Consider the following 19,093-nt stretch of genomic DNA (forward strand, 5'->3'; position numbering starts at 1 on the left):
CGCTCAATTCATTCCCGTCATCTGGTGGACCGGCATCATGTTGCTGTTGAGGTGGCCCATCACCCACAGCGAACCGGACAGTGCGATCACCACCATGACGATGGTGAAGATCAGCGCCATCATGCTCCAGCCGTTCTCCGATGTCGTGTTCATGTGCAGGAAGTAGATCATGTGCACCACGATCTGCACGACCGCGAAGGCCATGATCACCAGCGCGGTGATCTGCTTGCTCGGCAGCGTACCGCTCATCACCAGCCAGAACGGGATCGCGGTGAGCACCACCGAGAGCACGAAGCCGAGCATGTAGCTCGAGAACGTGCCATGGGCGTGGCCATCGCCATGGTGATGGTCGTCCGCATGGGCGGCGTGGGTATCGGTGCTCATCGCAGAACTCCCAGGAGATAGACGAAGGTGAAGACGCCGATCCAGACCACGTCGAGGAAATGCCAGAACATCGACAGGCACATCAGACGGCGGCGGTTGGCCTCGATCAGGCCGAACTTTTGCACCTGTACCATCAGCGTCACCAGCCAGATCAGGCCGCAGGTGACGTGCAGGCCGTGGGTGCCGACCAAGGTGAAGAAGGCGGACAGGAAGGCGCTGCGCTGCGGCGTGGCGCCCTCGTGGATCATGTGGGCGAACTCGGTGAGCTCGATGCCGATGAAGGCGGCGCCGAACAGGCCGGTGATCGCCAGCCACATCTGGGTCTGGGCGGTCTTATTTTGCTGCATCGTCAGCATGGCAAAGCCGTAGGTGATCGACGACAGCAGCAGCATGGACGTGTTCACCGCGACCAGGTTCAGGTCGAACAGGTCCTTCGGCGCCGGCCCGGCGGCGTAGTTGCCGCCGAGCACGCCGAAGGTGGCGAACAGGATCGCGAAGATGAGGCAGTCGCTCATCAGGTAGATCCAGAAGCCGAGCGAGGTGCTGTAGCCTTCCGGATGGGGATGTTCGTCGGCGAGATAGAACAGCGGCTCGCCGGTTTGCGAGGGATTTACAGAGACAGTCATTTACTTGGCTCCGGCGAGCAGTTTGGTGCGCGCGTCCTCGGTCCGGATGACGTCTTCAGCCGGAATGTCGAAGTCGCGGTGGTAGTTGAAGGTGTGACCGATACCGACGGCGAGCATCGCAACGAAGCTCACGGCCGCCAGCCACCACATGTACCAGATCAGGCCGAAACCCATCGCGGTGGCGAAGCCGGCGAGGATGATGCCGGTGCCGGTGCTAGCAGGCATGTGGATCGGCTTGAACCCGGTGAGCGGACGCTGGTAGCCGCTCTTCTTCATGTCCCACCACGCGTCATTGTCGTGCACGACGGGGGTGAAGGCGAAGTTGTAGTCCGGCGGCGGCGAGGACGTCGCCCATTCCAGCGTGCGCGCGTTCCAGGGATCGCCGGTGACGTCCTTGAGCTGCTCGCGCTTGAGCAGGCTCACTGCGAACTGCATCAGCATCGAGAGGATGCCGATGAAGACGAAGAGCGCTCCGATCGCGGCGATGACGAACCAGATCTGCAAGCTGGGATCGTCGAACACGCGCAGGCGGCGGGTCACGCCCATCAGGCCGAGCACGTAGAGGGGCATGAAGGCCAGGTAGAACCCGGTGACCCAGAACCAGAACGACATCTTGCCCCAGAACGGATCGAGCTTGAAGCCGAACGCCTTCGGGAACCAGTAGTTGATGCCGGCGAAGGCGCCGAACACCACGCCGCCGATGATCACGTTGTGGAAGTGCGCGATCAGGAACAGGCTGTTGTGCAGCACGAAGTCGGCCGGCGGCACCGCGAGCAGCACGCCGGTCATGCCGCCGATCACGAAGGTCAGCATGAAGGCGATCGTCCACATCATCGGCAATTCGTAGCGGATGCGGCCGCGGTACATCGTGAACAGCCAGTTGAACATCTTCGCGCCCGTCGGGATCGAGATGATCATCGTGGTGATGCCGAAGAACGAATTGACGCTGGCTCCGGAGCCCATCGTGAAGAAGTGGTGCAGCCACACCAGGTACGACAGGATGGTGATGACGACCGTGGCGTAGACCATCGAGGTGTAGCCGAACAGCCGCTTGCCCGAGAAGGTCGAGGTGACCTCCGAGAAGATGCCGAACGCCGGGAGAACCAGGATGTAGACTTCGGGGTGGCCCCAGATCCAGATCAGGTTCACGTACATCATCGGGCTGCCGCCGAAATCGTTCGTGAAGAAGTTGGTGCCGACGTAGCGATCGAGCGACAGCAGCGCGAGCACGACGGTCAGGACCGGGAAGGAGGCGACGATCAGCACGTTGGTGCAGAGCGAGGTCCAGGTGAACACCGGCATCTTCATCATGGTCATGCCGGGGCAGCGCAGCTTGACGATGGTACAGATCAGGTTGATGCCGGATAATGTCGTTCCGACGCCGGCGACCTGCAGTGCCCAGATGTAGTAGTCGACGCCGACATCGGGACTGTAGCCGATGTTCGAGAGCGGCGGATAAGCCAGCCAGCCGGTGCGGGCGAATTCGCCGATGAACAGCGAGGCCATCACCAGCACCGCACCGCCGACCGTCATCCAGAAGCTGAAATTGTTCAGGAACGGGAACGACACGTCGCGTGCGCCGATCTGGAGCGGCACCACGTAGTTCATCAGGCCGGTGACCAGTGGCATCGCCACGAAGAAGATCATGATCACGCCGTGGGCGGTGAAGACCTGGTCGTAGTGATGGGCATTGAGGTAGCCTTCCGAGCCGCCAAAGGCGAGCATCTGCTGGCCGCGCATCATCAGTGCGTCGGCGAAGCCGCGCAGCAGCATCACGATACCGAGTATCATGTACATGATGCCGATGCGCTTGTGGTCCACCGTGGTGAACCATTCGCGCCAGAGATAGCCCCAGAGACGGAAATAGGTGAGGCCGCCAAGCAGCGCGGCGCCGCCGAGGGCGACCACCACGAAAGTGCCGACGACGATCGGCTCGTGCAGCGGCAGTGACTCGAAACCGAGCCGGCCGAAGATGAGCTTGAGAAGATCAGGAGACATGCGCGTTCTCTTTAGGAGTCTGACTTCGGACGCTGTCCGAGGAAGAAGGACGAGGACTTCAGCGGCGTGAACGAGGGCCGCTTCAGGCCGGCGCCGATGAGCGGCATTGTATCGGTGGGCGCCTTGATCGATGCGGTGGTCTGGCCTTGCGGCGCATCCGGTGTGCAGGTGCCGGCGACGAAGGTCGGCTCCGGTCCGAGCACCGTGCCGCGGCGGGCATACTTGTCGTAGGTGAGCGGCAGGGTGTTGTTCAGGCCCTCATGGCCGTTGCCGCCCTTGGCGTCGATGGCCATCATCTCGCTCTGGCACATCTTGCCGGTCTCGACGCACATGTTGAGGATCAGGCGGTAGAGATCGGCATCGACGCTGCCCCAGCGCCGCACCGGCTCGTTCTGGCTGGGCTTCTCCAACTGGAGATATTCGGCCCGGCCGAGCGATCCGCCGGCGGACTTGGCGCTGGCGATCCAGGCATCAAAGCCCTTGTCGTCGAGGCCCTGGAAGTTGAAGTGCATACCGGAGAAGCCGGCGCCGCTGTAGTTCGCCGAGAAACCCTTATAGGTGCCGGCGTGGTTCACGACGGCATGGAGCTTGGTCTCCATGCCCGGCATCGCATAGATCTGGCCGGCGAGCGCGGGGATGTAGAAGGAGTTCATCACCGAGGAGGCGGTGATGCGGAAGTTGATCGGGCGATCAACCGGCGCGGCGAGCTCGTTGACGGTGGCGATGCCGTAGTCCGGATAGATGAAGAGCCACTTCCAGTCGAGCGCGACGACATCGACCTCGAGCGGGGCTTTGGACTGGTCCACGGCGCGGTCGGCATGGATGCGGCCGAGGGTGCGATAGGGGTCGAGCAGATGCGTACCCATCCAGGTCAGCGCGCCCAGGCAGACGATGATCAAGAGCGGCGCGGACCAGATCACCAGCTCGAGCTTGGTCGAGTGGTCCCATTCCGGCTCGTAGCGAGCGGCCGTGTTTGATTGGCGATAGCGCCAGGCGAACAGCAGCGTCAGCGCCATCACGGGAAGGACGATCAGGAGCATCAGGACGGTGGAGATGATGACGAGGTCGCGCTGCTGGGCAGCGATGTCGCCGGCTGGCGCCAGCACGACATAGTCGCAGCCGCTGAGTGCGGCAGCCAGAGGTAGTAGCGCCAGGATCTTGAGACGAGACACGGGCCGAGCCTTTGAGAATGAGTTTCCTATGCGGGGCCAACGGGTAGCTGCGGCGCAACAATCCGGACATTGGACAATTTGTCCAATGTTGCAGTGCGGGAGGTTGGGTCAGACAAGGGCAGATTGCCTGGCGTCCGGCCGGGCGTTCGGCTTTGGTTTTCAGGACGTTAAGGGCGCACGAATGGCGACGGCACAGACCCCCGCAATGGCAGACCTCCACACGGGCGAACACGGCCACGATCAGGCCAGTCCCGGCGAGATCGCCATCGGCGTCATCATCGGCCGCACCTCCGAATTCTTCGACTTCTTCGTCTTCGCGATCGCTTCGGTGATTGTGTTCCCGCGCCTGGTGTTCCCGTTCGCGAGCGAACTGACCGGCACCCTCTATTCCTTCATGATCTTTGCGCTGGCCTTCATGGCCCGGCCGATCGGCACCGTCATTTTCATGACGATCGACCATGCCTACGGCAAAACGGCCAAGCTGATCTCGGCGCTGTTCCTGCTCGGCACCGCCACCGTGGCGCTCGCGTTCCTGCCCGGCTATCACGACATCGGCGTTGCCGCGATCTGGCTGCTGGCGCTGGCGCGCATCGCACAAGGTCTGGCCTGGGGCGGCGCCTGGGACGGCATGGCTTCGCTGCTGGCGTTGAACGCGCCGGCCTCGAAGCGCGGCTGGTACGCGATGGTGCCGCAGCTCGGCGCCCCGCTCGGACTGATCGTGGCGAGCGCGCTGTTCGCCTATTTCGCCGGCAACCTCTCGGCCGATGATTTCTTCGATTGGGGCTGGCGCTATCCGTTCTTCGTCGCCTTCGCCATCAACGTCGTCGCGCTGTTCGCGCGCCTGCGCATGGTGACGACGGAAGAATACGCGACGCTGTTCGAGACCCGCGAACTCCAGCCCGCGCGCATTTCCGAGACCGTCGCGCGCGAAGGCCACAACATCATGCTCGGCGCATTCGCGCCGCTGGCGAGCTTCGCGCTGTTCCACATGGTCACGGTGTTTCCGCTGTCCTGGGTGTTCCTGTTCACCCGCGAAAGCCCGGTGCGCTTCTTGATCATCGAGATCGTCGCTGCCGTGTTCGGCGTCGCCGCGATCGTTGTCTCCGGCATCATCGCCGACCGTGTCGGGCGCAAGTCGCTGCTGATGGGATCGGCGATCGCAATTGCGATCTACAGCGGCTTCGCGCCGCAACTGCTCGATGCCGGCGCGTTCGGCGAGACCATCTACATGGTGATCGGCTTCATCCTGCTCGGCCTGTCCTTCGGCCAGTCCTCCGGCGCGATCGCCTCGAACTTCAGGCAGGCGTACCGCTACACGGCGTCCGCGTTGACCTCCGACATGGCCTGGCTGTTCGGCGCCGGCTTTGCTCCACTGGTCGCGCTGCTGCTCGCCACCAATCTCGGCGTCATCGCTTCGGGCGCGTATCTGCTGTCAGGCGCGTTCTGGACCCTGCTCGCGCTCTGGCTCAGTGGCCAGCGTGAGGCGGGGGATATGGACGCGGGCCGTTAGCTATAGCGCGTAGCTTGTTGGGTGGGCGAAGGCGCTTTGCGCCGCGCCCACCATCTTTCGGAGATCGCAATAGAGAAGTGGTGGGGACGCTTGCGCTTTGCCCACTCTAAGGCAGTCGGGCGAGTGTCAATCCGCCACGATCTTCACGCGATCGCGCACCTTCACCTGCGCGGTGCGATCGAGGCCATTGAGCACGCGGAAGCGCTCGGCGGGATGGTCGACGCCGGCCATGCGGTGGGAGAGCGACTCAACGGTATCGCCGGGCTGCACGGTGATGACCTTGATGCGCAGCGGGCGCGCGGCCTGGATCTCGTCGAGCGTCAGGCGGCGGAATGAGTTGACGGTCTCGCGCGCGTTGCGCTCGCTCTCGGTCGATTTCTGCCGTGTCGCGAAGATGAAGCGGTAGACGTCGCTACCGAAGCGCAGCGCATAGACCTTGAACTGCCACTGATCGCCCTTGGCGGTGGCGGATGCCGCCGGAAAACCGTTGATGGTGAGATCCTCGGTCGAGGCCTTCTCGACGCCTTCCATCCAGCCCGAATTGAGGTAGTCGCCGAGCGATTGTTCGGCCGGCACGCGCACGACGTCGAAGCGCATCGCCTGTGCGCCGCCCTCGCGCACGCCGATCACGGCCTGCGCGGTGTTGTCGAGCGTGAAATTGTCCGGCGCCTGGAAGGTGAAGCCGAGCTTCGGATGCAGGAAGCGCCGGCCGCGGACAAAACCTTCGCTGGGGTCTTCGCCATAGACGAGGTTGTCGATCGCGGCGAGATAGCTTTCGCGGTCGCGCTCGGCGCCTTCAGGCGCAGTGTATTGCCGCGCGATGTTCTGCGCGTTCTGCACCCGCTCCGGGGTTGCCGGATGCGACGAGGTGAAATCCTGGGCGCGCGGATCGAGCGAGCTCTTGCCGGCCTTCAGCTCGGCATTACGCTCCATCGCCGACAGAAAGCGAGCAGCGCCATAAGGGTCGAAATGCGCCTTGGCGGAGATGCCGACGCCGATGCCGTCGGCCTCGAACTCCTGCTTGCGCGAGAAGCTCGCCATGGTGAGCTTGGTCTTGGCGAGCGCCAGCGCGGTGAGATCGGGATCGTTGCTCATGTCGGTGACGACGCGGGTGACGATCGCGGCCTGGCGAGCCTGGTCCTCGCGCATTGCCGCGTGCTTGGACAGCACATGCGCCATCTCGTGGCTGAGCACGGAGGACAATTCCGACGTATCGCTGGCAAGCGCGAGCAGGCCACGCGTGACGTAGAGCTGGCCGTTCGGCAGGGCGAAGGCGTTCACTGCGCCGGAATTGAGGATGGTGACCTTGTAGCCCTGGTCGGGACGGTCGGAGGCCGCGACCAGCCGGTCGACGGTCTTGCTGACGAGCGCCTCGAGCTTGGGGTCGTCATAGGTGCCGCCATAGCTCGCCAGGATGCGCTCGTGCTCCTTCTCGGTGGCGGGGGTTTGCGCCACGGCGGGCTTCGGCTTCGGCATCACCACGGTCGGCGGGGGCGCCGCCGTCTGGAACCGGCCCATATCGCCACAACCGGCGAGAGCCGTGCCCAGGACAAGGCACAGCGCAGCCGGCGCCGCCCGCAGCCGGCGGCGTTCACTCCGTACGTGCCGTTCTAGCACCCCATCCACGTCGCTTAACCCGTGCCTGGCCTGATCTAAGGCCTTACCCCTGTCGGCTCGCTTGCGCCCAGCAACTCGACCTGTCCCACAAGGCGCACATCGATGCGCGGCCCCGTATTCCCCTCAACCCAGCCCCGAACTCGAATACGCCTATTTTGCAGGGACTTAAGGGCGATGCCAGCGCTTTCGAACGCCGGTAGCGTGCGCTTTGAAATAGTCACGGCAAAGCCACGTGTCCAGTTCCGTCCGAAGTTGAGGTAGGTCGTTGCCCCAGCTTGCCGGACCGACAGGACTTTGCCCTCGACTACCGTAAAGCGCCCGATCTCCGCCAAAATATCGTCCGGACTTTCCGCGTTTTTTATGGCCGACGGGTCAGCCCAGCTGCCCATTTTTTGCCGCCGTGCCGCCGCCTCGGACGCCATCAGCGCGGTCGCGCAGTCCTTGTCCACAATCTCGGCGGAGACGAAGGCGTCGCCCTGGGCGAGCAGCATGGCCTGCACCGAGGTGTCGTTTTCGCCGATGAAGACCAGCGCACCCTGGCGGCCGTAGCGGTCGGGCGTGTCGTCGGCGCTGCGCAGCGTCACGTCGCGGCCGGAGAGCAGTGAGGTCAGCGCCTGCTTCGTGGTCGCCGTCTGCTCGATCCCCGTGAGGCGGATCTCGCGCCCGTCATCGAGACGCACGCTGCGCGCATCCACGATCGCCGCGACGCGGCCCTCGCCTTGTGACTCGAAATGGCACGGTGTCGCGAACGCGCCGTGAGCCGCGACGAGAAGAAATGCGACGATGGGATGGAGCAGTTGCGTCACGTGACCCGGAAAGGTTGCATTGCGGCCGGACTTTAACTCATGCGCGGTGAGACGCGAAGGGTCTTCCTCACACGCCGTCATTGCGAGGAGGCCTTCGCGACGAAGCAATCCAGAATCTTTCCCGCGGATGCATTTCTGGAATGCTTCGCTGCGCTCGCAATGACGACGTGGAACGTCTTGCGTCTTCTCACCATTCCGCTTTGCGGAAAACATGCGCGGCAATCACGCATTCGCTTCGTTCCCGCGCTTGCTGCCCTCTCGCGCATGCGGCATGATTGCGGCAAGAGCAATAACCAAGCCGCCATCAGAGACGGGCGATAGAGGGAGGTCGTTTTCGATGAAGACTATTTTGTCCGGCATTTTTGCCGCCGCGCTTGCCCTCAATGCGAGCGCCGCGCAGGCCCAGGACAAGCCGTCGCTGAAGATCGGCGGCATCCTCGACATGTCCAGCCTCTATGCAGATATCACGGGCCCCGGCAGCGAGACCGCGGCCAAGATGGCCGTCGAGGATTTTGGTGGCGAGGTGCTGGGGCGCAAGATCCAGGTGCTGGCGGCCGATCATCTCAACAAGGCCGATCTCTCCGCCAACATCGCCCGCGACATGCTCGACAATCAAGGCGTCGAGATGATCTACGACGTCGCGGCCTCCGCAACCGCGCTTGCCGCCGGCGAGATCGCGAAAGCACGCAACAAGATCATCATGTTCAACGGCCCGGGCTCGATCCGTCTCACCAACGAAGCCTGCGGTCCCTACACCATCCACTATGTGTTCGACACCTACGGCCAGGCCAATGTGACCGGTCTTGCGGCCGTGAAGTCCGGCCTCGACAGCTGGTTCTTTCTCACCGCGGATTACGCCTTCGGCCAGGATCTGGAGAAGGACACCAGCGCCGTCGTGACCAAGACCGGCGGCAAGGTGCTTGGCAGCGTGCGTCATCCGCTCAACACGTCGGATTTCTCGTCCTTCCTGCTCCAGGCCCAGGCCTCCAAGGCCAAGGTGATCGGACTAGCAAATGCCGGCGGCGACACCATCAACGCCATCAAGCAGGCGGCGGAGTTCGGCATCACCAAGGGTGGCCAGAAGGTCTCGCCGCTGCTCGCCTTCGTCACCGATATCGACTCGATCGGGCTGGAGACCGCGCAGGGCTTGCTGCTTGCCGAGGCATTCTATTGGGACCTCAACGACGACACGCGTGCATTCTCGAAGCGCTTCATGGAACGCACCAAGCGGATGCCGACCTCGGCGCAGGCTGGAGTCTATTCCTCCGTCACGCATTACCTCAAAGCCGTGAAGGCGGCCGGCACCACCGATGCCGCGGCGGTGATCAAGGTGATGAAGGAGACACCGATCAACGACTTTTTCGCCAAGAATGGCAAGATCCGCGAGGATGGCCGCATGATCCATGACATGTACTTGTTCGAGGTGAAGAAGCCCTCGGAGTCGAAGGGCCGCTGGGACGATTACAAGCTGCTCGCCACCGTGCCCGGCAACGAGGCGTTCCAGTCGCTGGAGCAGTCGCGCTGCCCGCTGGTGAAGAAGTGACGGCGTGACGTAAGTCACGACGTCATTGCGAGGAGCTCTTGCGGTGAAGCAATCCAGACCGCATCCGCGGAGACATCTCTGGATTGCTTCGCTTCGCTCGCAATGACGGTGTGGTGAGAGCTCGGTCAAACAACGAGAGGGAGACGCCCGATGAACGACATGGTCCTGCAAAAGCTCGAAGGCGGGCTGCTCACCATCACCATGAACCGCCCGGAGCGGAAGAACGCGCTCAATCCCGACATGGTGCGCGGGCTGGTCGAGGCGGCGCGGCGCGCGGCTGACGATCCGGAGGTACGTGCAGTGCTGTTCAAGGGCGCCGGCGGTTCGTTCTGCGTCGGCGGCGACGTCAAGTCGATGGCGGAGGGCCGCGCGCCGCTGCCGTTCGAGCAGAAGCTCGCGAATTTGCGCCGTGGCATGGAAGTCTCGCGCATCCTGCATCAGATGCCGAAGCCTGTCGTGGCGCAGCTCGATGGCGCGGCGGCCGGCGCGGGGCTTTCGATGGCGCTGTCCTGCGACCTGCGCATCGCCTCCGAATCCTGCAAGATCACGACGGCCTTTGCCAAGGTCGGCTTCTCCGGCGATTACGGCGGGACCTATTTCCTGACCCAACTGCTCGGCAGCGCGCGGGCGCGCGAGCTCTATCTGATGTCGCCGGTGCTCACGGCGAGGGAAGCTCACGCCATCGGCCTGGTGACCAAGGTCGTGCCCGACGCCGAGATCGACACCGCCGCGCACGAGCTCGCGCTGTCGCTGGCGCAAGGGCCCTCGATCGCGCTCGGCTACATCAAGCGCAACATCAATAATGCCGAGCATTTGGCGCTGGAGGATTGCTTCGACGGCGAGGCGATCCACCACACCCGCTGTGGTGATACCGCCGATCACAAGGAGGCCGCAAAAGCCTTCGTCGAGAAGCGCAAGCCCGCCTTCAGGGGCGAGTGACGATGTCGTCCTACATGCGCTTGCGGCAGATCTGCCTGGTCGCGCCGCAGCTCGAGCCGGTGATCACGGATATCGCCCGGATCATGGGCTTGGCCATCTGCTATCGCGACGGCAATGTCGCAAAATACGGCCTGGAGAACGCGCTGCTCCCGGTCGACACGATCCTGCTTGAAGTCGTGGCGCCCTTCAGGGACGGCACCACGGCCGGCCGCTTCATCGAGAAGACCGGCGGCCGCGGCGGCTACATGGCGATCTTCTGCTGCGATGATCCGGACGAGCGCGGCCGCAACGCCAACGCGCTCGGCGTGCGCACGGCCAACGTCATCGACCATGCACCTTATCATGGTGTGCAGCTCCACCCCCGCGACTGCCGCGCCGCCTTCATCGAGTTCAACCACACCGAAGGCAGCGACGATAGTCTGGGCGCCTATCCGCCGGCGGGACCGGACTGGCAAAAATTCATCCGCAAGGATGTGACGCAGGCGCTGACGGCGGTGGAGATGCAGAGCCCGGACCCGCAGGGCCTCGCGGAGCATTGGGGCAAGATCATCGGGGTTGCGCCACGCGATGCCGAATTGAGACTACCGAACGCCACCTTTCGCTTCGTGAAGGGCGCCAGCGAGATCATGAGCGCGCTGGAGTTTCGGGTGACTGACGCGGCGCAGGTGCTGCATGCCGCCAAGGCGAAGGGGCTCGCCGTTGCCGGGAATGAGTTTCTGCTCGGCGGGGTGACGTTTCGCGTGAGTTGATCACGCTGTACCCTCTCCCCTTGTGGGCCTTGTGGGAGAGGGTGGCTTCGCGAGAGCGAAGCCGGGTGAGGGGTTTCTATCCCCATGAACAGTTTTGCGCACGGAGAGAACCCCTGATCCGGCGCTTCGCGCCACCTTCTCCCACAGGGGGAGAAGGAAGAAGAGAACGTTCATCGCCGCGATCACCTTCCCTTAAAATTCGCCACCCGGCGCTCTTCCGTGGCCTTCACGCCTTCCTTGAAATCTTCAGTCGCGCGCAGCCTTGTCTGCTCGGCGAGCTCGTGATTGGTCGCGGCCATGACGCGGTCGGCGAGGCCGGCGCGCATCGTGGCGCGGGTCGAGAGCAGGCCGAGAGGGGAGCATTCGGCGATCTCGCCGGCGAGCTTCATCGCGGCCGCCTTCACCTGGTCCTGCGGCACCAGCTCGTTGGCCAGGCCCCATTTGTAGGCCTCTTCGCCGGTGACCCGGCGGCTGGTGTAGAACATCAGCTCAGCGTTGTTCTTGCCGATCAGCTCGGGCAGCGTCACGGTCAGGCCGAAGCCAGGATGGAAGCCGAGTTTGGTGAAATTCGCGGAAAAGCGCGCTTCGGGGCAGGTGACGCGAAAGTCGGCCGACACCGCGAGACCAAGGCCGCCGCCGATGGCTGCGCCCTGCACGGCGGCAACGATTGGCTTCTTGGCGCGGAAGATGCGCACGGCCTGGATGTAGAGGTGGCTGATCGGCCCGAGATTGTCGGCCGGATCGCCCTTCTTGGCTTGCTCGGCCTCGCGCGCTTCCTGCGCCTGCCGCGCCGGGTCGCCGAAATTGGCGCCGGCGCAGAACGCCTTGCCCTGCGCCGACAGAACGGAGGCGCGGATCTCGATGTCGCGGTCGAACTCGTCGAGCGCATCCGCGATCTGGTTGATCAGCGAGATGTCGAAGAAGTTGAGTGGCGGCCGGCGGATCTCGATGGTGCCGACATGCCCGACCTTCTCGACACCGATATCTTTATACGTGCTCATAGATTGTCTCCAAACGTCCCGATACGTCCGTGGCGAAGAACCACCCCTCCCATAGGGAGAGGTCGGCGCGGAGCGCGAGGCTGGCAGGTCGCCACGAGCGTTACCGCAAGCCAAGTCCGCGGGCGATGATGCCGCGCAGCACCTCGGTTGTGCCGCCCTGGATGGTGAGTTTCGGTGCGGTCTTGATGGCGAAGTCGAGCTGCCGCTCCAAGGTCTCGCGGTTGGTCGCGGTCTCCTCGACGAAGGCGGCGAGATCGCGCACGCGATGCGGCAGCTGCTGCTCCCAGACCGTGCCGATGTCCTTGACGATGGACGCCTCGACCACGGGCTCCTTGCCGGCTTCGAGCATGCCGGCGACCGAGACCGACATGCGCCGCATGGTGTGGAGCTGCGCGACCAGGCGCCCGATGCCTTCGGCGCTGCGCGTATCCGGATTGGGCCCGACTGCGCGCACCAGCTCGGTCAGCACGTAATAGGTTTCGAGGAAGCGCTCGGGGCCCGAGCGCTCATAGGCGAGCTCGCTCGTCGCCTGCTTCCAGGCGCCGTCGACCTCGCCGAGCACGTGGTCGTCGGGGATGAAGTGATCGGTGAAGACGACCTCGTTGAACTCGTACTGGCCGGTGATCTGGCCGATCGGGTTCACCTTGATGCCCGGCTGCTTCATCTTGACCAGGAACTGGGTCAGGCCGTGACGGCGGTTTTCCTTGGTCGGCGGCGAGGTCCGGAAGATTGCGATCATGTAGTCGGCGATGTGTGCCGACGAGGTCCAGATCTTGGTGCCGTTGATGAGATAGCCGCCGTCGGTCTTGGTCGCGCGCGTCTTCGCCGCGAACAGGTCGGAGCCGGAGTTCGGCTCGCTCATGCCGATGGCAAAGCAGATCTCGCCGCGGCAGATGCGCGGCAGGATGTCCATCTTGATGTGCTCGGGCGCATATTTCAGGAGCACCGGGCCGCTCTGGCGGTCTGCGACGAAGAAGCGGCGCGTCGGCGCGTTGGCGACGCGCATCTCCTCGGTCACCACGTAGCGTTCGAGGAACGAGCGCTCCTGGCCGCCATATTTCTTCGGCCAAGTCATGCCCAGCCAGCCCTTGGCGCCGACCCGGCGGGAGAACTCCGGCGCGTCGGTGTCTTCGCGGTTGGGCTTGTGCGGATCAAAAGTGCCGGCGGCGATTTCCTCGGCGAGGAAGGCGCGGACTTCCTTGCGCAGCTGCTCGCACTTCTCGGGCAGGCGGATCGGATCGAAACGGAGGGCAGCGGTCATTGTTGTCTCGTCCCCTGATCAGCGCGAAGCCACGAGCGGCCACAATTCGTCCGCGCCGCGGTTTGCTATGAGCTTGCCGAGCTCGACGGCCCAGTAGCTCTCCGAGCCGAAATCGTCGCGCCAGGCCAGCGCGCGCAGTGAGTAGCGGTGCAGGATATGCTCCATAGTGAAGCCGATCGCGCCATGGACTTGATGCGCCATACCGCCGCCCTTCTCGGCCGCTTCCGCGCAGCGGATTTTCGCGGAGGCGGCCTCGAGATAGACCTCGTCGTTGAGCGATTTCGCATTCGCGATGGCGTCGGCCGCCGAGGTTGCGGCCGCGAGCGCTGCGGCGGATTCGCCGGCAAGCCGCGCGAGATTGTGCTGCACCGCCTGGAATTTCGAGATCTTCTTCTCGAAGGCGACGCGTTCGTTGGAATAGCGCACGGAGATGTCGAGCATGGATTCCAGCGCGCCGGCGATCTGGAGGCTGCGTGCGACGCCGCCCATCAGCATCAGATTGGTCTGCTCAAAGTCCTTCGGTGCGGGCTTAATCGCAACGGGCTGCACTTTCTCGAGCGTCACGGTGTCGCTGTGGTCGTAGCCGACATTGAGGCCGGCCTCGATCCGCGCCTTGGTCGCATCCACCAGCGCAATCGCGGCGCCGTCCTTGCCGTGCGCCAGCACCGCAAAATGCTTCGCCGATTTTGCGAAAGGCACGCCGCGGGCGCGGCCGGAGAGCAAGCCGTCGGCATCGAGGCCGACGCGGTCCTTCGGAGACGCCGGCAGCACCGTCATCTTGCCGTCGGGCGAGGTGATCCTGGCCTGCGCCAGCAGCCAGCCGGCCAGCATGGTCTCGGCCAGCGGAACTGCGACGGCGAAACGGCCGGCGGCGTTCAACAGCGCAAAGCCGTCGGCGAGGCTTGCGCCGGAGCCGCCGAGATCGTCCGGTACCCAGGAGAGCGGCAGGCCGGCTTCGCTCAGCGCCTGCCACAGCGGCGCCTGCCAGGTATTCTTCCTGTCGTTGTTGATTTCTTGCGGATCGGCGAGATCGGCGAAGATTTTCTCCGCGGTCTCGACGACGATATTGTCACTCTCCGCCACAGCGTTCCCCGTGTCTTGCCATTGGCGCGTCCCGCCTCCGTGGGGCGGCGCGCACGTTCTTCTTGCGCCCGATGATCGGAAAAAGCCATGGCCCTGACAAGCGTTGATCGCAGGTCAACCTGCGGTGCGGGCATGGGCGCAAGGACCAATTGGAGGCTAATTCCGCTTAGCGGAGTTTGCTCGATTTGCAGGGCGCGGCAAACTCGCTAAACAGGGCGCCGCGATCAAAGACAGGGGAAGGAGATCGGGATGGCAAAGGACAGCTTGTGCGCAATCGTGACGGGGTCTGCTTCCGGCCTTGGCGCAGCAACCGCGGAAATTCTGGCGCGGAGCGGGGCGCGGCTCGTCATCAACTATTCGTCGAGCCAGAAGGAGGCCGACGCTACGGCTGAGCTCTGCCGCAAGGCCGGCGCGGCGGAGGTGCTGGTTGCGCAGGGCGACGTCTCGAAGGATGAGGATTGCCGCAAGATCGTCGCTGCCGCTGCGCCTTGGGGCCGGCTCGATATCCTCGTCAACAATGCCGGCACCACCAAGCACGTGGCTCACGCCGATCTCGATGGGTTGTCGGCTGAAGATTTCCAGCGGGTCTACGGCGTCAACACCATCGGCCCGTTCCAGATGGTGCGCGCGGCGCGCAGCCTGCTGGAAGCCGCTGCGAAGGCTTCGGGGCGTCCGTCGGCGGTCGTGAACGTCTCCTCGGTTGCCGGCATCAGTGGCGTCGGCTCGTCGATCGCGTATGCCGCGAGCAAGGGCGCGCTGAATACGATGACGCTGTCGCTGTCGCGCGCGCTCGCGCCGCTGATCCGCGTCAACACGGTCTGCCCCGGCTATATCGATACGCCCTGGTTCACCAAGGGCCGCGGCGAGGCCGGCGCCAAGCAGGTGCGCGACAGCGTCGTGGCGAAGGTGCCGCTCAAGGTTGCCTCATCCGCCGAAGATATCGCCCAGCTCGTCTGCTTCCTGGCAATGCCGGCCTCCAGCAACATGACCGGCGAGGTCGTGCGCATGGATGCGGGGATGCATTTGATTACGTGATTGGGTGTCTCGCCGCTCTCTCCCCGTCATGGCCGGGCTTGACCCGGCCATCCACGTGTTGTCACGCAGATCAAAAGACGTGGATGCCCGGGTCAGGCACGGGCATGACGATGTGGAGGCGGTGTGCCGCCCCTCGCTGGCTACCCCTTGATCACGCCGCTCGCCACGAGGCGATGCCAGATGAACAGCACCACTACGGCGCCGATCGTCGCCGTGATGAAGCCGGCACCCTGGTCAGGGCTGTAATGGCCGATGGCCTGGCCGACGAAGGTTGCCAGAAAGGCGCCGGCGATGCCGAGGATGGTGGTGAGGATGAAGCCGCTCGGATTGTTCGGTCCCGGCGCAAGCCAGCGCGCGATGAGGCCGGCGACGAAGCCGACGACGATGATCCACAACAGGCCGCCCATGCTCATGAGTGTGCTCCCCTTCCCGAGACCGCCATCAGATTCGCCCCGAGAGTTCGTTCTCAGTCGGCAGCCGTCCGTCCGGCGTCAGATGATCGATCACCTGCGGTAGATATTGGCTGAGACCAGAGAGCAGCTCCTCGCGTGACAGGCCGCTCTGGGCGGACAGGCTGTCGATCTGGTCGGCGCCGAGTGCGCTGGCGAGATCGCCCGGCGCGATCGGCTTGTTCTCGCCCTTGCCGACCCAGGAATTCGCGGTGTCGCCGTGACCGCTCTGCTGCAGCTGGTTGAGGAGATCGCCAAGCCCGCCGCTGAGCACGGTGCCGGCCGCGCCGCCCGCAAGCAGGCCGCCGAGGCCGCCCTTCAGTATATCGCTCAGTCCGCCACCCGCACCCGCGTTCACCGGCGGAGGCGCGGGCGACGGTTGCGGCGCCGAGCCCGACTGATTGGCGGTGAGATGCTTGAATGCCTTCCAGGCGAGGAGGCCGAGCAGCGCCATGGTCATCGGCGACATGCCGCCGGAGGATGATTGCTCTGAGCTGGGTGTGCTTGGGCCGCGCGGGCCTTTCTGCATGCCGTTGAGGACGTCGAGTAGACCCATGATGCTCTCCTTCGTCTCGTTCGGCGAGCGCTCGCCGCTGACTGCCCCCCGGGCGAAATCATATGGGGCACTCATGACGGTTACAAGGCGGCTGCGACGCAACCAATGGGCAGGCGGCGTTGCCTCTGCTATCGAAGGCCGGTCCTTCAGGGAGCGAGTTCAATGGTTACGGATCGACCGATCGTGGTGGCCGGCGCCGGCGCCATCGGCTGTTTCGTCGGCGGCATGCTGGCCGCGTCAGGCCGGCGTGTCGCGCTGCTGGTGCGGCCGCGGGTGAAGACCGAGATCGAGCGGTTCGGTCTGCGGCTGACCGATTTCGACGGCTCCGAGAAGAGGCTTGGCGCGGGTCAGCTTGCGTTGTCCGAGGATCCTGCGATCTTCCACGGCGCCGGCATCGTGCTGGTGACGGTGAAGAGCGCCGACACCGCCGCTGTCGCCGATCAGATCGCGCAGCATGCGCCGCAGGATGCGGTCGTCGTCTCACTCCAGAACGGCATCGGCAACGTCGCAGTGTTGCGCGAACAACTTGGCGACCATTTTAGGCGCGTGCTCGCCGGCATGGTGCCGTTCAACGTGGTCGCGATGGGCGAGGGCCGCTTCCACCGCTCGAGCTCCGGTGACATCCATGTCGGAGAAGACGAGGCGAACACCGCCGGGGCGCTTTCGGTGCCTGGCCTTAAGGTGCGTGCGAGAGGTGACATCACCGGCGTGCAATGGGGCAAGCTGATCATCAATCTGAACAACGCGCTCAGCGCGCTGTCCGACATGCCGCTCGCCGCACAACTGGCGAATCGCGAGTGGCGAAGATTGTTCGCCGACCAGATGGCGGAAGGGCTGGCTGCGCTGAAGGCCGACGGCATCGCGCCGGTTTCGTCGACGCCGATCCCGATGAAATGGTCTCCGGCATTGCTGCGGCTGCCAGACATGATCTTCGACGCGATCCTCGGGCGGACCATGAAGATCGATCCCGAGGCGCGCTCCTCGATGTGGCAGGATCTGAAGCAGGGCCGTAAAACCGAGATCGACTATCTCCAGGGTGCGGTCATCGCGCTCGCCGAGCAAAACGGCGTGAACGTGCCGCTGATGCGCCGCATTGTTGCGCTGATCAAGGAAGCCGAGGCGGCCGGCAACGGCCCGCCGCGGCTGACGCCGCAGCAGATCCGCGGGTCGGCGTGAGTGCGAAGGAGCTACGCCATGAAGCGTTGTCTGATGATCGGGGTCGCGCTGGCCGCGCTCTGCGGCGCATCGACGCTCGCCCTTGCGAGGCCGCCGACGGTCGTGAACTCTCCGGGCTATGACAGGCGATTGCAGGAGAGCAGGTCGCAGTTGGGTGGTTCGCCGACGGTAATCGCGCCCGCGAATCCAACGGTGCCCACGTCCAAGCGCAGCAAGAAGAAGCATCCAAACTGAAGCCTCACCCTCCGCCGTCGTCCCGGATCGGGGCTGACGCTTCTCGGGAGGACAGCGGAGTTTGCGGCCGCCGCGGAAAAGCCGAGAAGCTTACCCCTTTTTCGCGGGTTTGCTCGGCGTCGGGTTGAACAGCTTCTTCAGGTCGTTCAGGCTTTCCGATAGCCGCGGCCATTCGCAGCTGAACGAGCCCTTGGTGCAGGGCGCGCTCTTTGGTCTCGTGCCCACGGCCTGCTGAACCTTCGGCCGTTCGACCGGGATAGGCACGCGCTCGACTTCGGTCTGCAGCGCGACCTGCTGAAGCTGCCGCACCTGTTGCTCTTGCTGCTCGCGCTGTTGGCGCGCGGTGGCTTGGGCCGCTTCATTGCTGCGGCGCTGATTGGCGAGATACGCGGTGTAGGCTTCGTCGATCTTCTTCTGCTCCTCCGGCGTCGGATTGGGGCCGGCGATGTCGAAGGTGCGATCCTGGAGGAAGTCGTAATAGGAATAGCCGCCGCCCGGCTTGCGGCGGCCGGCAAACTTGGCGTTGCAATCAGCAAGCGCGGCTGTCTTCTCGGTCTTGGTTGCGGCCTTCTCGGCGGCGTCGGCGCATTCCTCGAAATCGACCGGCGCACGTTTCCACCATTGCGCCTCGGCATGCGCATGCATCAGCAGGTAAAACCCTGTTGCGGCAACGACAAGCAGCGCTGCACGATGCGATGTAACGACGGCCGACATTCTACGAGAGCATTCCCTATCAAACTCAACCCGAACTGAGTCGGGTCGGATTTTTGCCCCTTTATCGCCGCCTTGTCACCCATGGAACCCACATGGAACCCGGGAATTTCATGGCCGGGATGCTGACATTTTGTGCTTGACGTGGCGTGGGAGTCACAGCGTCGCGCCGGCAGGCTGTTACACTTATGTTGCGAGCGCCTCACTCCCCGCGGCAACGCCAAGAACACGAAGTGGAAACGC

19 protein-coding genes are annotated in these 19,093 nt (G+C 64.3%); 7 read left to right on the forward strand and 12 right to left on the reverse strand.

What is annotated here, in order from left to right; translation table 11 throughout:
• Positions 1–3 precede the first annotated feature (3 nt).
• From cyoD to cyoA, 4 genes are read right to left on the reverse strand one after another with little or no spacing between them, the layout of a single operon-like run.
• On the reverse strand, positions 4–384 hold the full coding sequence (gene cyoD / locus P6U27_RS02975) for a cytochrome o ubiquinol oxidase subunit IV (protein WP_122400578.1): 381 nt from the start codon (positions 382–384) through the stop codon (positions 4–6).
• Positions 381–1,010, reverse strand: coding sequence for a cytochrome o ubiquinol oxidase subunit III (gene cyoC / locus P6U27_RS02980; RefSeq protein ID WP_407193667.1), 630 nt, complete (start codon positions 1,008–1,010; stop codon positions 381–383). The genes cyoD and cyoC overlap by 4 nt, the downstream gene beginning before the upstream one ends.
• Positions 1,011–3,008 carry a cytochrome o ubiquinol oxidase subunit I gene (gene cyoB, locus P6U27_RS02985; RefSeq protein WP_407193668.1) on the reverse strand — a complete coding sequence of 666 codons (1,998 nt, stop codon included), beginning with the start codon at positions 3,006–3,008 and terminating at the stop codon, positions 1,011–1,013.
• 11 nt (positions 3,009–3,019) lie between these two features.
• Positions 3,020–4,180, reverse strand: coding sequence for a ubiquinol oxidase subunit II (cyoA, locus tag P6U27_RS02990; protein WP_407193669.1), 1,161 nt, complete (start codon positions 4,178–4,180; stop codon positions 3,020–3,022).
• 181 nt (positions 4,181–4,361) lie between these two features.
• Here cyoA and P6U27_RS02995 point away from each other — a divergent pair, with 181 nt between their 5' ends.
• The gene (locus P6U27_RS02995; RefSeq protein ID WP_122400582.1) at positions 4,362–5,690 is read left to right on the forward strand and encodes an MFS transporter; all 1,329 of its coding nucleotides are present in this window, start codon (positions 4,362–4,364) and stop codon (positions 5,688–5,690) included.
• Between the two features lie 126 nt (positions 5,691–5,816).
• On the opposite strand, the gene P6U27_RS03000 is transcribed toward P6U27_RS02995, so the two are convergent.
• Together P6U27_RS03000 and P6U27_RS03005 are read right to left on the reverse strand one after the other, a co-directional pair.
• Positions 5,817–7,208 carry a M48 family metalloprotease gene (locus P6U27_RS03000; RefSeq protein WP_244607851.1) on the reverse strand — a complete coding sequence of 464 codons (1,392 nt, stop codon included), beginning with the start codon at positions 7,206–7,208 and terminating at the stop codon, positions 5,817–5,819.
• Positions 7,209–7,342: 134 nt separating this feature from the next.
• Positions 7,343–8,194, reverse strand: coding sequence for a thermonuclease family protein (locus P6U27_RS03005; protein ID WP_407194544.1), 852 nt, complete (start codon positions 8,192–8,194; stop codon positions 7,343–7,345).
• A 256-nt stretch (positions 8,195–8,450) separates the two neighbouring features.
• On the opposite strand from P6U27_RS03005, the gene P6U27_RS03010 reads away from it, so the two are divergent.
• The 3 genes from P6U27_RS03010 to P6U27_RS03020 all read left to right on the forward strand — a co-directional run bounded on the left by P6U27_RS03010 (position 8,451) and on the right by P6U27_RS03020 (position 11,344).
• Complete coding sequence (locus P6U27_RS03010) at positions 8,451–9,656, forward strand: ABC transporter substrate-binding protein (RefSeq protein WP_129143389.1); 1,206 nt, start codon at positions 8,451–8,453, stop codon at positions 9,654–9,656.
• Between the two features lie 150 nt (positions 9,657–9,806).
• The gene (locus P6U27_RS03015; RefSeq protein WP_122400586.1) at positions 9,807–10,595 is read left to right on the forward strand and encodes an enoyl-CoA hydratase; all 789 of its coding nucleotides are present in this window, start codon (positions 9,807–9,809) and stop codon (positions 10,593–10,595) included.
• A 2-nt stretch (positions 10,596–10,597) separates the two neighbouring features.
• A complete protein-coding gene (locus P6U27_RS03020) occupies positions 10,598–11,344 on the forward strand; it encodes a hypothetical protein (protein WP_162500084.1) in 747 nt (248 codons plus the stop codon).
• 182 nt (positions 11,345–11,526) lie between these two features.
• Here the strand turns inward: P6U27_RS03020 and P6U27_RS03025 are convergent, their stop codons facing one another.
• The 3 genes from P6U27_RS03025 to P6U27_RS03035 all read right to left on the reverse strand — a co-directional run bounded on the left by P6U27_RS03025 (position 11,527) and on the right by P6U27_RS03035 (position 14,689).
• Positions 11,527–12,345 carry an enoyl-CoA hydratase/isomerase family protein gene (locus tag P6U27_RS03025; RefSeq protein WP_122400588.1) on the reverse strand — a complete coding sequence of 273 codons (819 nt, stop codon included), beginning with the start codon at positions 12,343–12,345 and terminating at the stop codon, positions 11,527–11,529.
• A 100-nt stretch (positions 12,346–12,445) separates the two neighbouring features.
• A complete protein-coding gene (locus P6U27_RS03030) occupies positions 12,446–13,606 on the reverse strand; it encodes an acyl-CoA dehydrogenase family protein (protein WP_122400589.1) in 1,161 nt (386 codons plus the stop codon).
• An 18-nt stretch (positions 13,607–13,624) separates the two neighbouring features.
• On the reverse strand, positions 13,625–14,689 hold the full coding sequence (locus P6U27_RS03035; protein WP_407193670.1) for an acyl-CoA dehydrogenase family protein: 1,065 nt from the start codon (positions 14,687–14,689) through the stop codon (positions 13,625–13,627).
• A gap of 249 nt (positions 14,690–14,938) precedes the next feature.
• Here P6U27_RS03035 and P6U27_RS03040 point away from each other — a divergent pair, with 249 nt between their 5' ends.
• Entirely contained in the window at positions 14,939–15,724 is a 786-nt protein-coding gene (locus tag P6U27_RS03040; protein ID WP_129143391.1) for an SDR family NAD(P)-dependent oxidoreductase, read from the forward strand.
• 140 nt (positions 15,725–15,864) lie between these two features.
• On the opposite strand, the gene P6U27_RS03045 is transcribed toward P6U27_RS03040, so the two are convergent.
• Positions 15,865–16,137 (reverse strand): GlsB/YeaQ/YmgE family stress response membrane protein, encoded by a 273-nt coding sequence (locus P6U27_RS03045; RefSeq protein ID WP_174221543.1) that lies wholly within the window; start codon positions 16,135–16,137, stop codon positions 15,865–15,867.
• A 28-nt stretch (positions 16,138–16,165) separates the two neighbouring features.
• The gene (locus tag P6U27_RS03050) at positions 16,166–16,729 is read right to left on the reverse strand and encodes a YidB family protein (RefSeq protein WP_129143392.1); all 564 of its coding nucleotides are present in this window, start codon (positions 16,727–16,729) and stop codon (positions 16,166–16,168) included.
• Between the two features lie 162 nt (positions 16,730–16,891).
• Here P6U27_RS03050 and P6U27_RS03055 point away from each other — a divergent pair, with 162 nt between their 5' ends.
• Entirely contained in the window at positions 16,892–17,905 is a 1,014-nt protein-coding gene (locus P6U27_RS03055) for a 2-dehydropantoate 2-reductase (RefSeq protein WP_407193671.1), read from the forward strand.
• Positions 17,906–17,923: 18 nt separating this feature from the next.
• Positions 17,924–18,139: a hypothetical protein gene (locus P6U27_RS03060; RefSeq protein WP_129143393.1), complete on the forward strand. Its 216-nt coding sequence runs from the start codon at positions 17,924–17,926 to the stop codon at positions 18,137–18,139.
• Between the two features lie 90 nt (positions 18,140–18,229).
• Here P6U27_RS03060 and P6U27_RS03065 read toward each other — a convergent pair whose 3' ends face one another.
• The gene (locus P6U27_RS03065) at positions 18,230–18,853 is read right to left on the reverse strand and encodes a hypothetical protein (protein ID WP_164936871.1); all 624 of its coding nucleotides are present in this window, start codon (positions 18,851–18,853) and stop codon (positions 18,230–18,232) included.
• Between the last annotated feature and the right edge of the window lie 240 nt (positions 18,854–19,093).

Source organism: Bradyrhizobium sp. STM 3566, assembly GCF_045571445.1.
Lineage (GTDB): Bacteria > Pseudomonadota > Alphaproteobacteria > Rhizobiales > Xanthobacteraceae > Bradyrhizobium > Bradyrhizobium vignae.

Excerpts from the sequence above, each read along its gene's own strand:
- cyoB (WP_407193668.1), bottom strand. The coding sequence starts at position 3,008 with ATGTCTCCTGATCTTCTCAAGCTCATCTTCGGCCGGCTCGGTTTCGAG.
- P6U27_RS03065 (WP_164936871.1), bottom strand. The coding sequence starts at position 18,853 with ATGTCGGCCGTCGTTACATCGCATCGTGCAGCGCTGCTTGTCGTTGCC.
- P6U27_RS02995 (WP_122400582.1), top strand. The coding sequence starts at position 4,362 with ATGGCGACGGCACAGACCCCCGCAATGGCAGACCTCCACACGGGCGAA.
- P6U27_RS03045 (WP_174221543.1), bottom strand. The coding sequence starts at position 16,137 with ATGAGCATGGGCGGCCTGTTGTGGATCATCGTCGTCGGCTTCGTCGCC.
- P6U27_RS03060 (WP_129143393.1), top strand. The coding sequence starts at position 17,924 with ATGAAGCGTTGTCTGATGATCGGGGTCGCGCTGGCCGCGCTCTGCGGC.
- P6U27_RS03050 (WP_129143392.1), bottom strand. The coding sequence starts at position 16,729 with ATGGGTCTACTCGACGTCCTCAACGGCATGCAGAAAGGCCCGCGCGGC.
- P6U27_RS03030 (WP_122400589.1), bottom strand. The coding sequence starts at position 13,606 with ATGACCGCTGCCCTCCGTTTCGATCCGATCCGCCTGCCCGAGAAGTGC.
- P6U27_RS03005 (WP_407194544.1), bottom strand. The coding sequence starts at position 8,194 with ATGACGGCGTGTGAGGAAGACCCTTCGCGTCTCACCGCGCATGAGTTA.
- P6U27_RS03055 (WP_407193671.1), top strand. The coding sequence starts at position 16,892 with ATGGTTACGGATCGACCGATCGTGGTGGCCGGCGCCGGCGCCATCGGC.
- P6U27_RS03025 (WP_122400588.1), bottom strand. The coding sequence starts at position 12,345 with ATGAGCACGTATAAAGATATCGGTGTCGAGAAGGTCGGGCATGTCGGC.
- P6U27_RS03010 (WP_129143389.1), top strand. The coding sequence starts at position 8,451 with ATGAAGACTATTTTGTCCGGCATTTTTGCCGCCGCGCTTGCCCTCAAT.
- P6U27_RS03000 (WP_244607851.1), bottom strand. The coding sequence starts at position 7,208 with ATGGGCCGGTTCCAGACGGCGGCGCCCCCGCCGACCGTGGTGATGCCG.
- cyoC (WP_407193667.1), bottom strand. The coding sequence starts at position 1,010 with ATGACTGTCTCTGTAAATCCCTCGCAAACCGGCGAGCCGCTGTTCTAT.
- P6U27_RS03020 (WP_162500084.1), top strand. The coding sequence starts at position 10,598 with ATGTCGTCCTACATGCGCTTGCGGCAGATCTGCCTGGTCGCGCCGCAG.
- P6U27_RS03015 (WP_122400586.1), top strand. The coding sequence starts at position 9,807 with ATGAACGACATGGTCCTGCAAAAGCTCGAAGGCGGGCTGCTCACCATC.
- P6U27_RS03040 (WP_129143391.1), top strand. The coding sequence starts at position 14,939 with ATGGCAAAGGACAGCTTGTGCGCAATCGTGACGGGGTCTGCTTCCGGC.
- cyoD (WP_122400578.1), bottom strand. The coding sequence starts at position 384 with ATGAGCACCGATACCCACGCCGCCCATGCGGACGACCATCACCATGGC.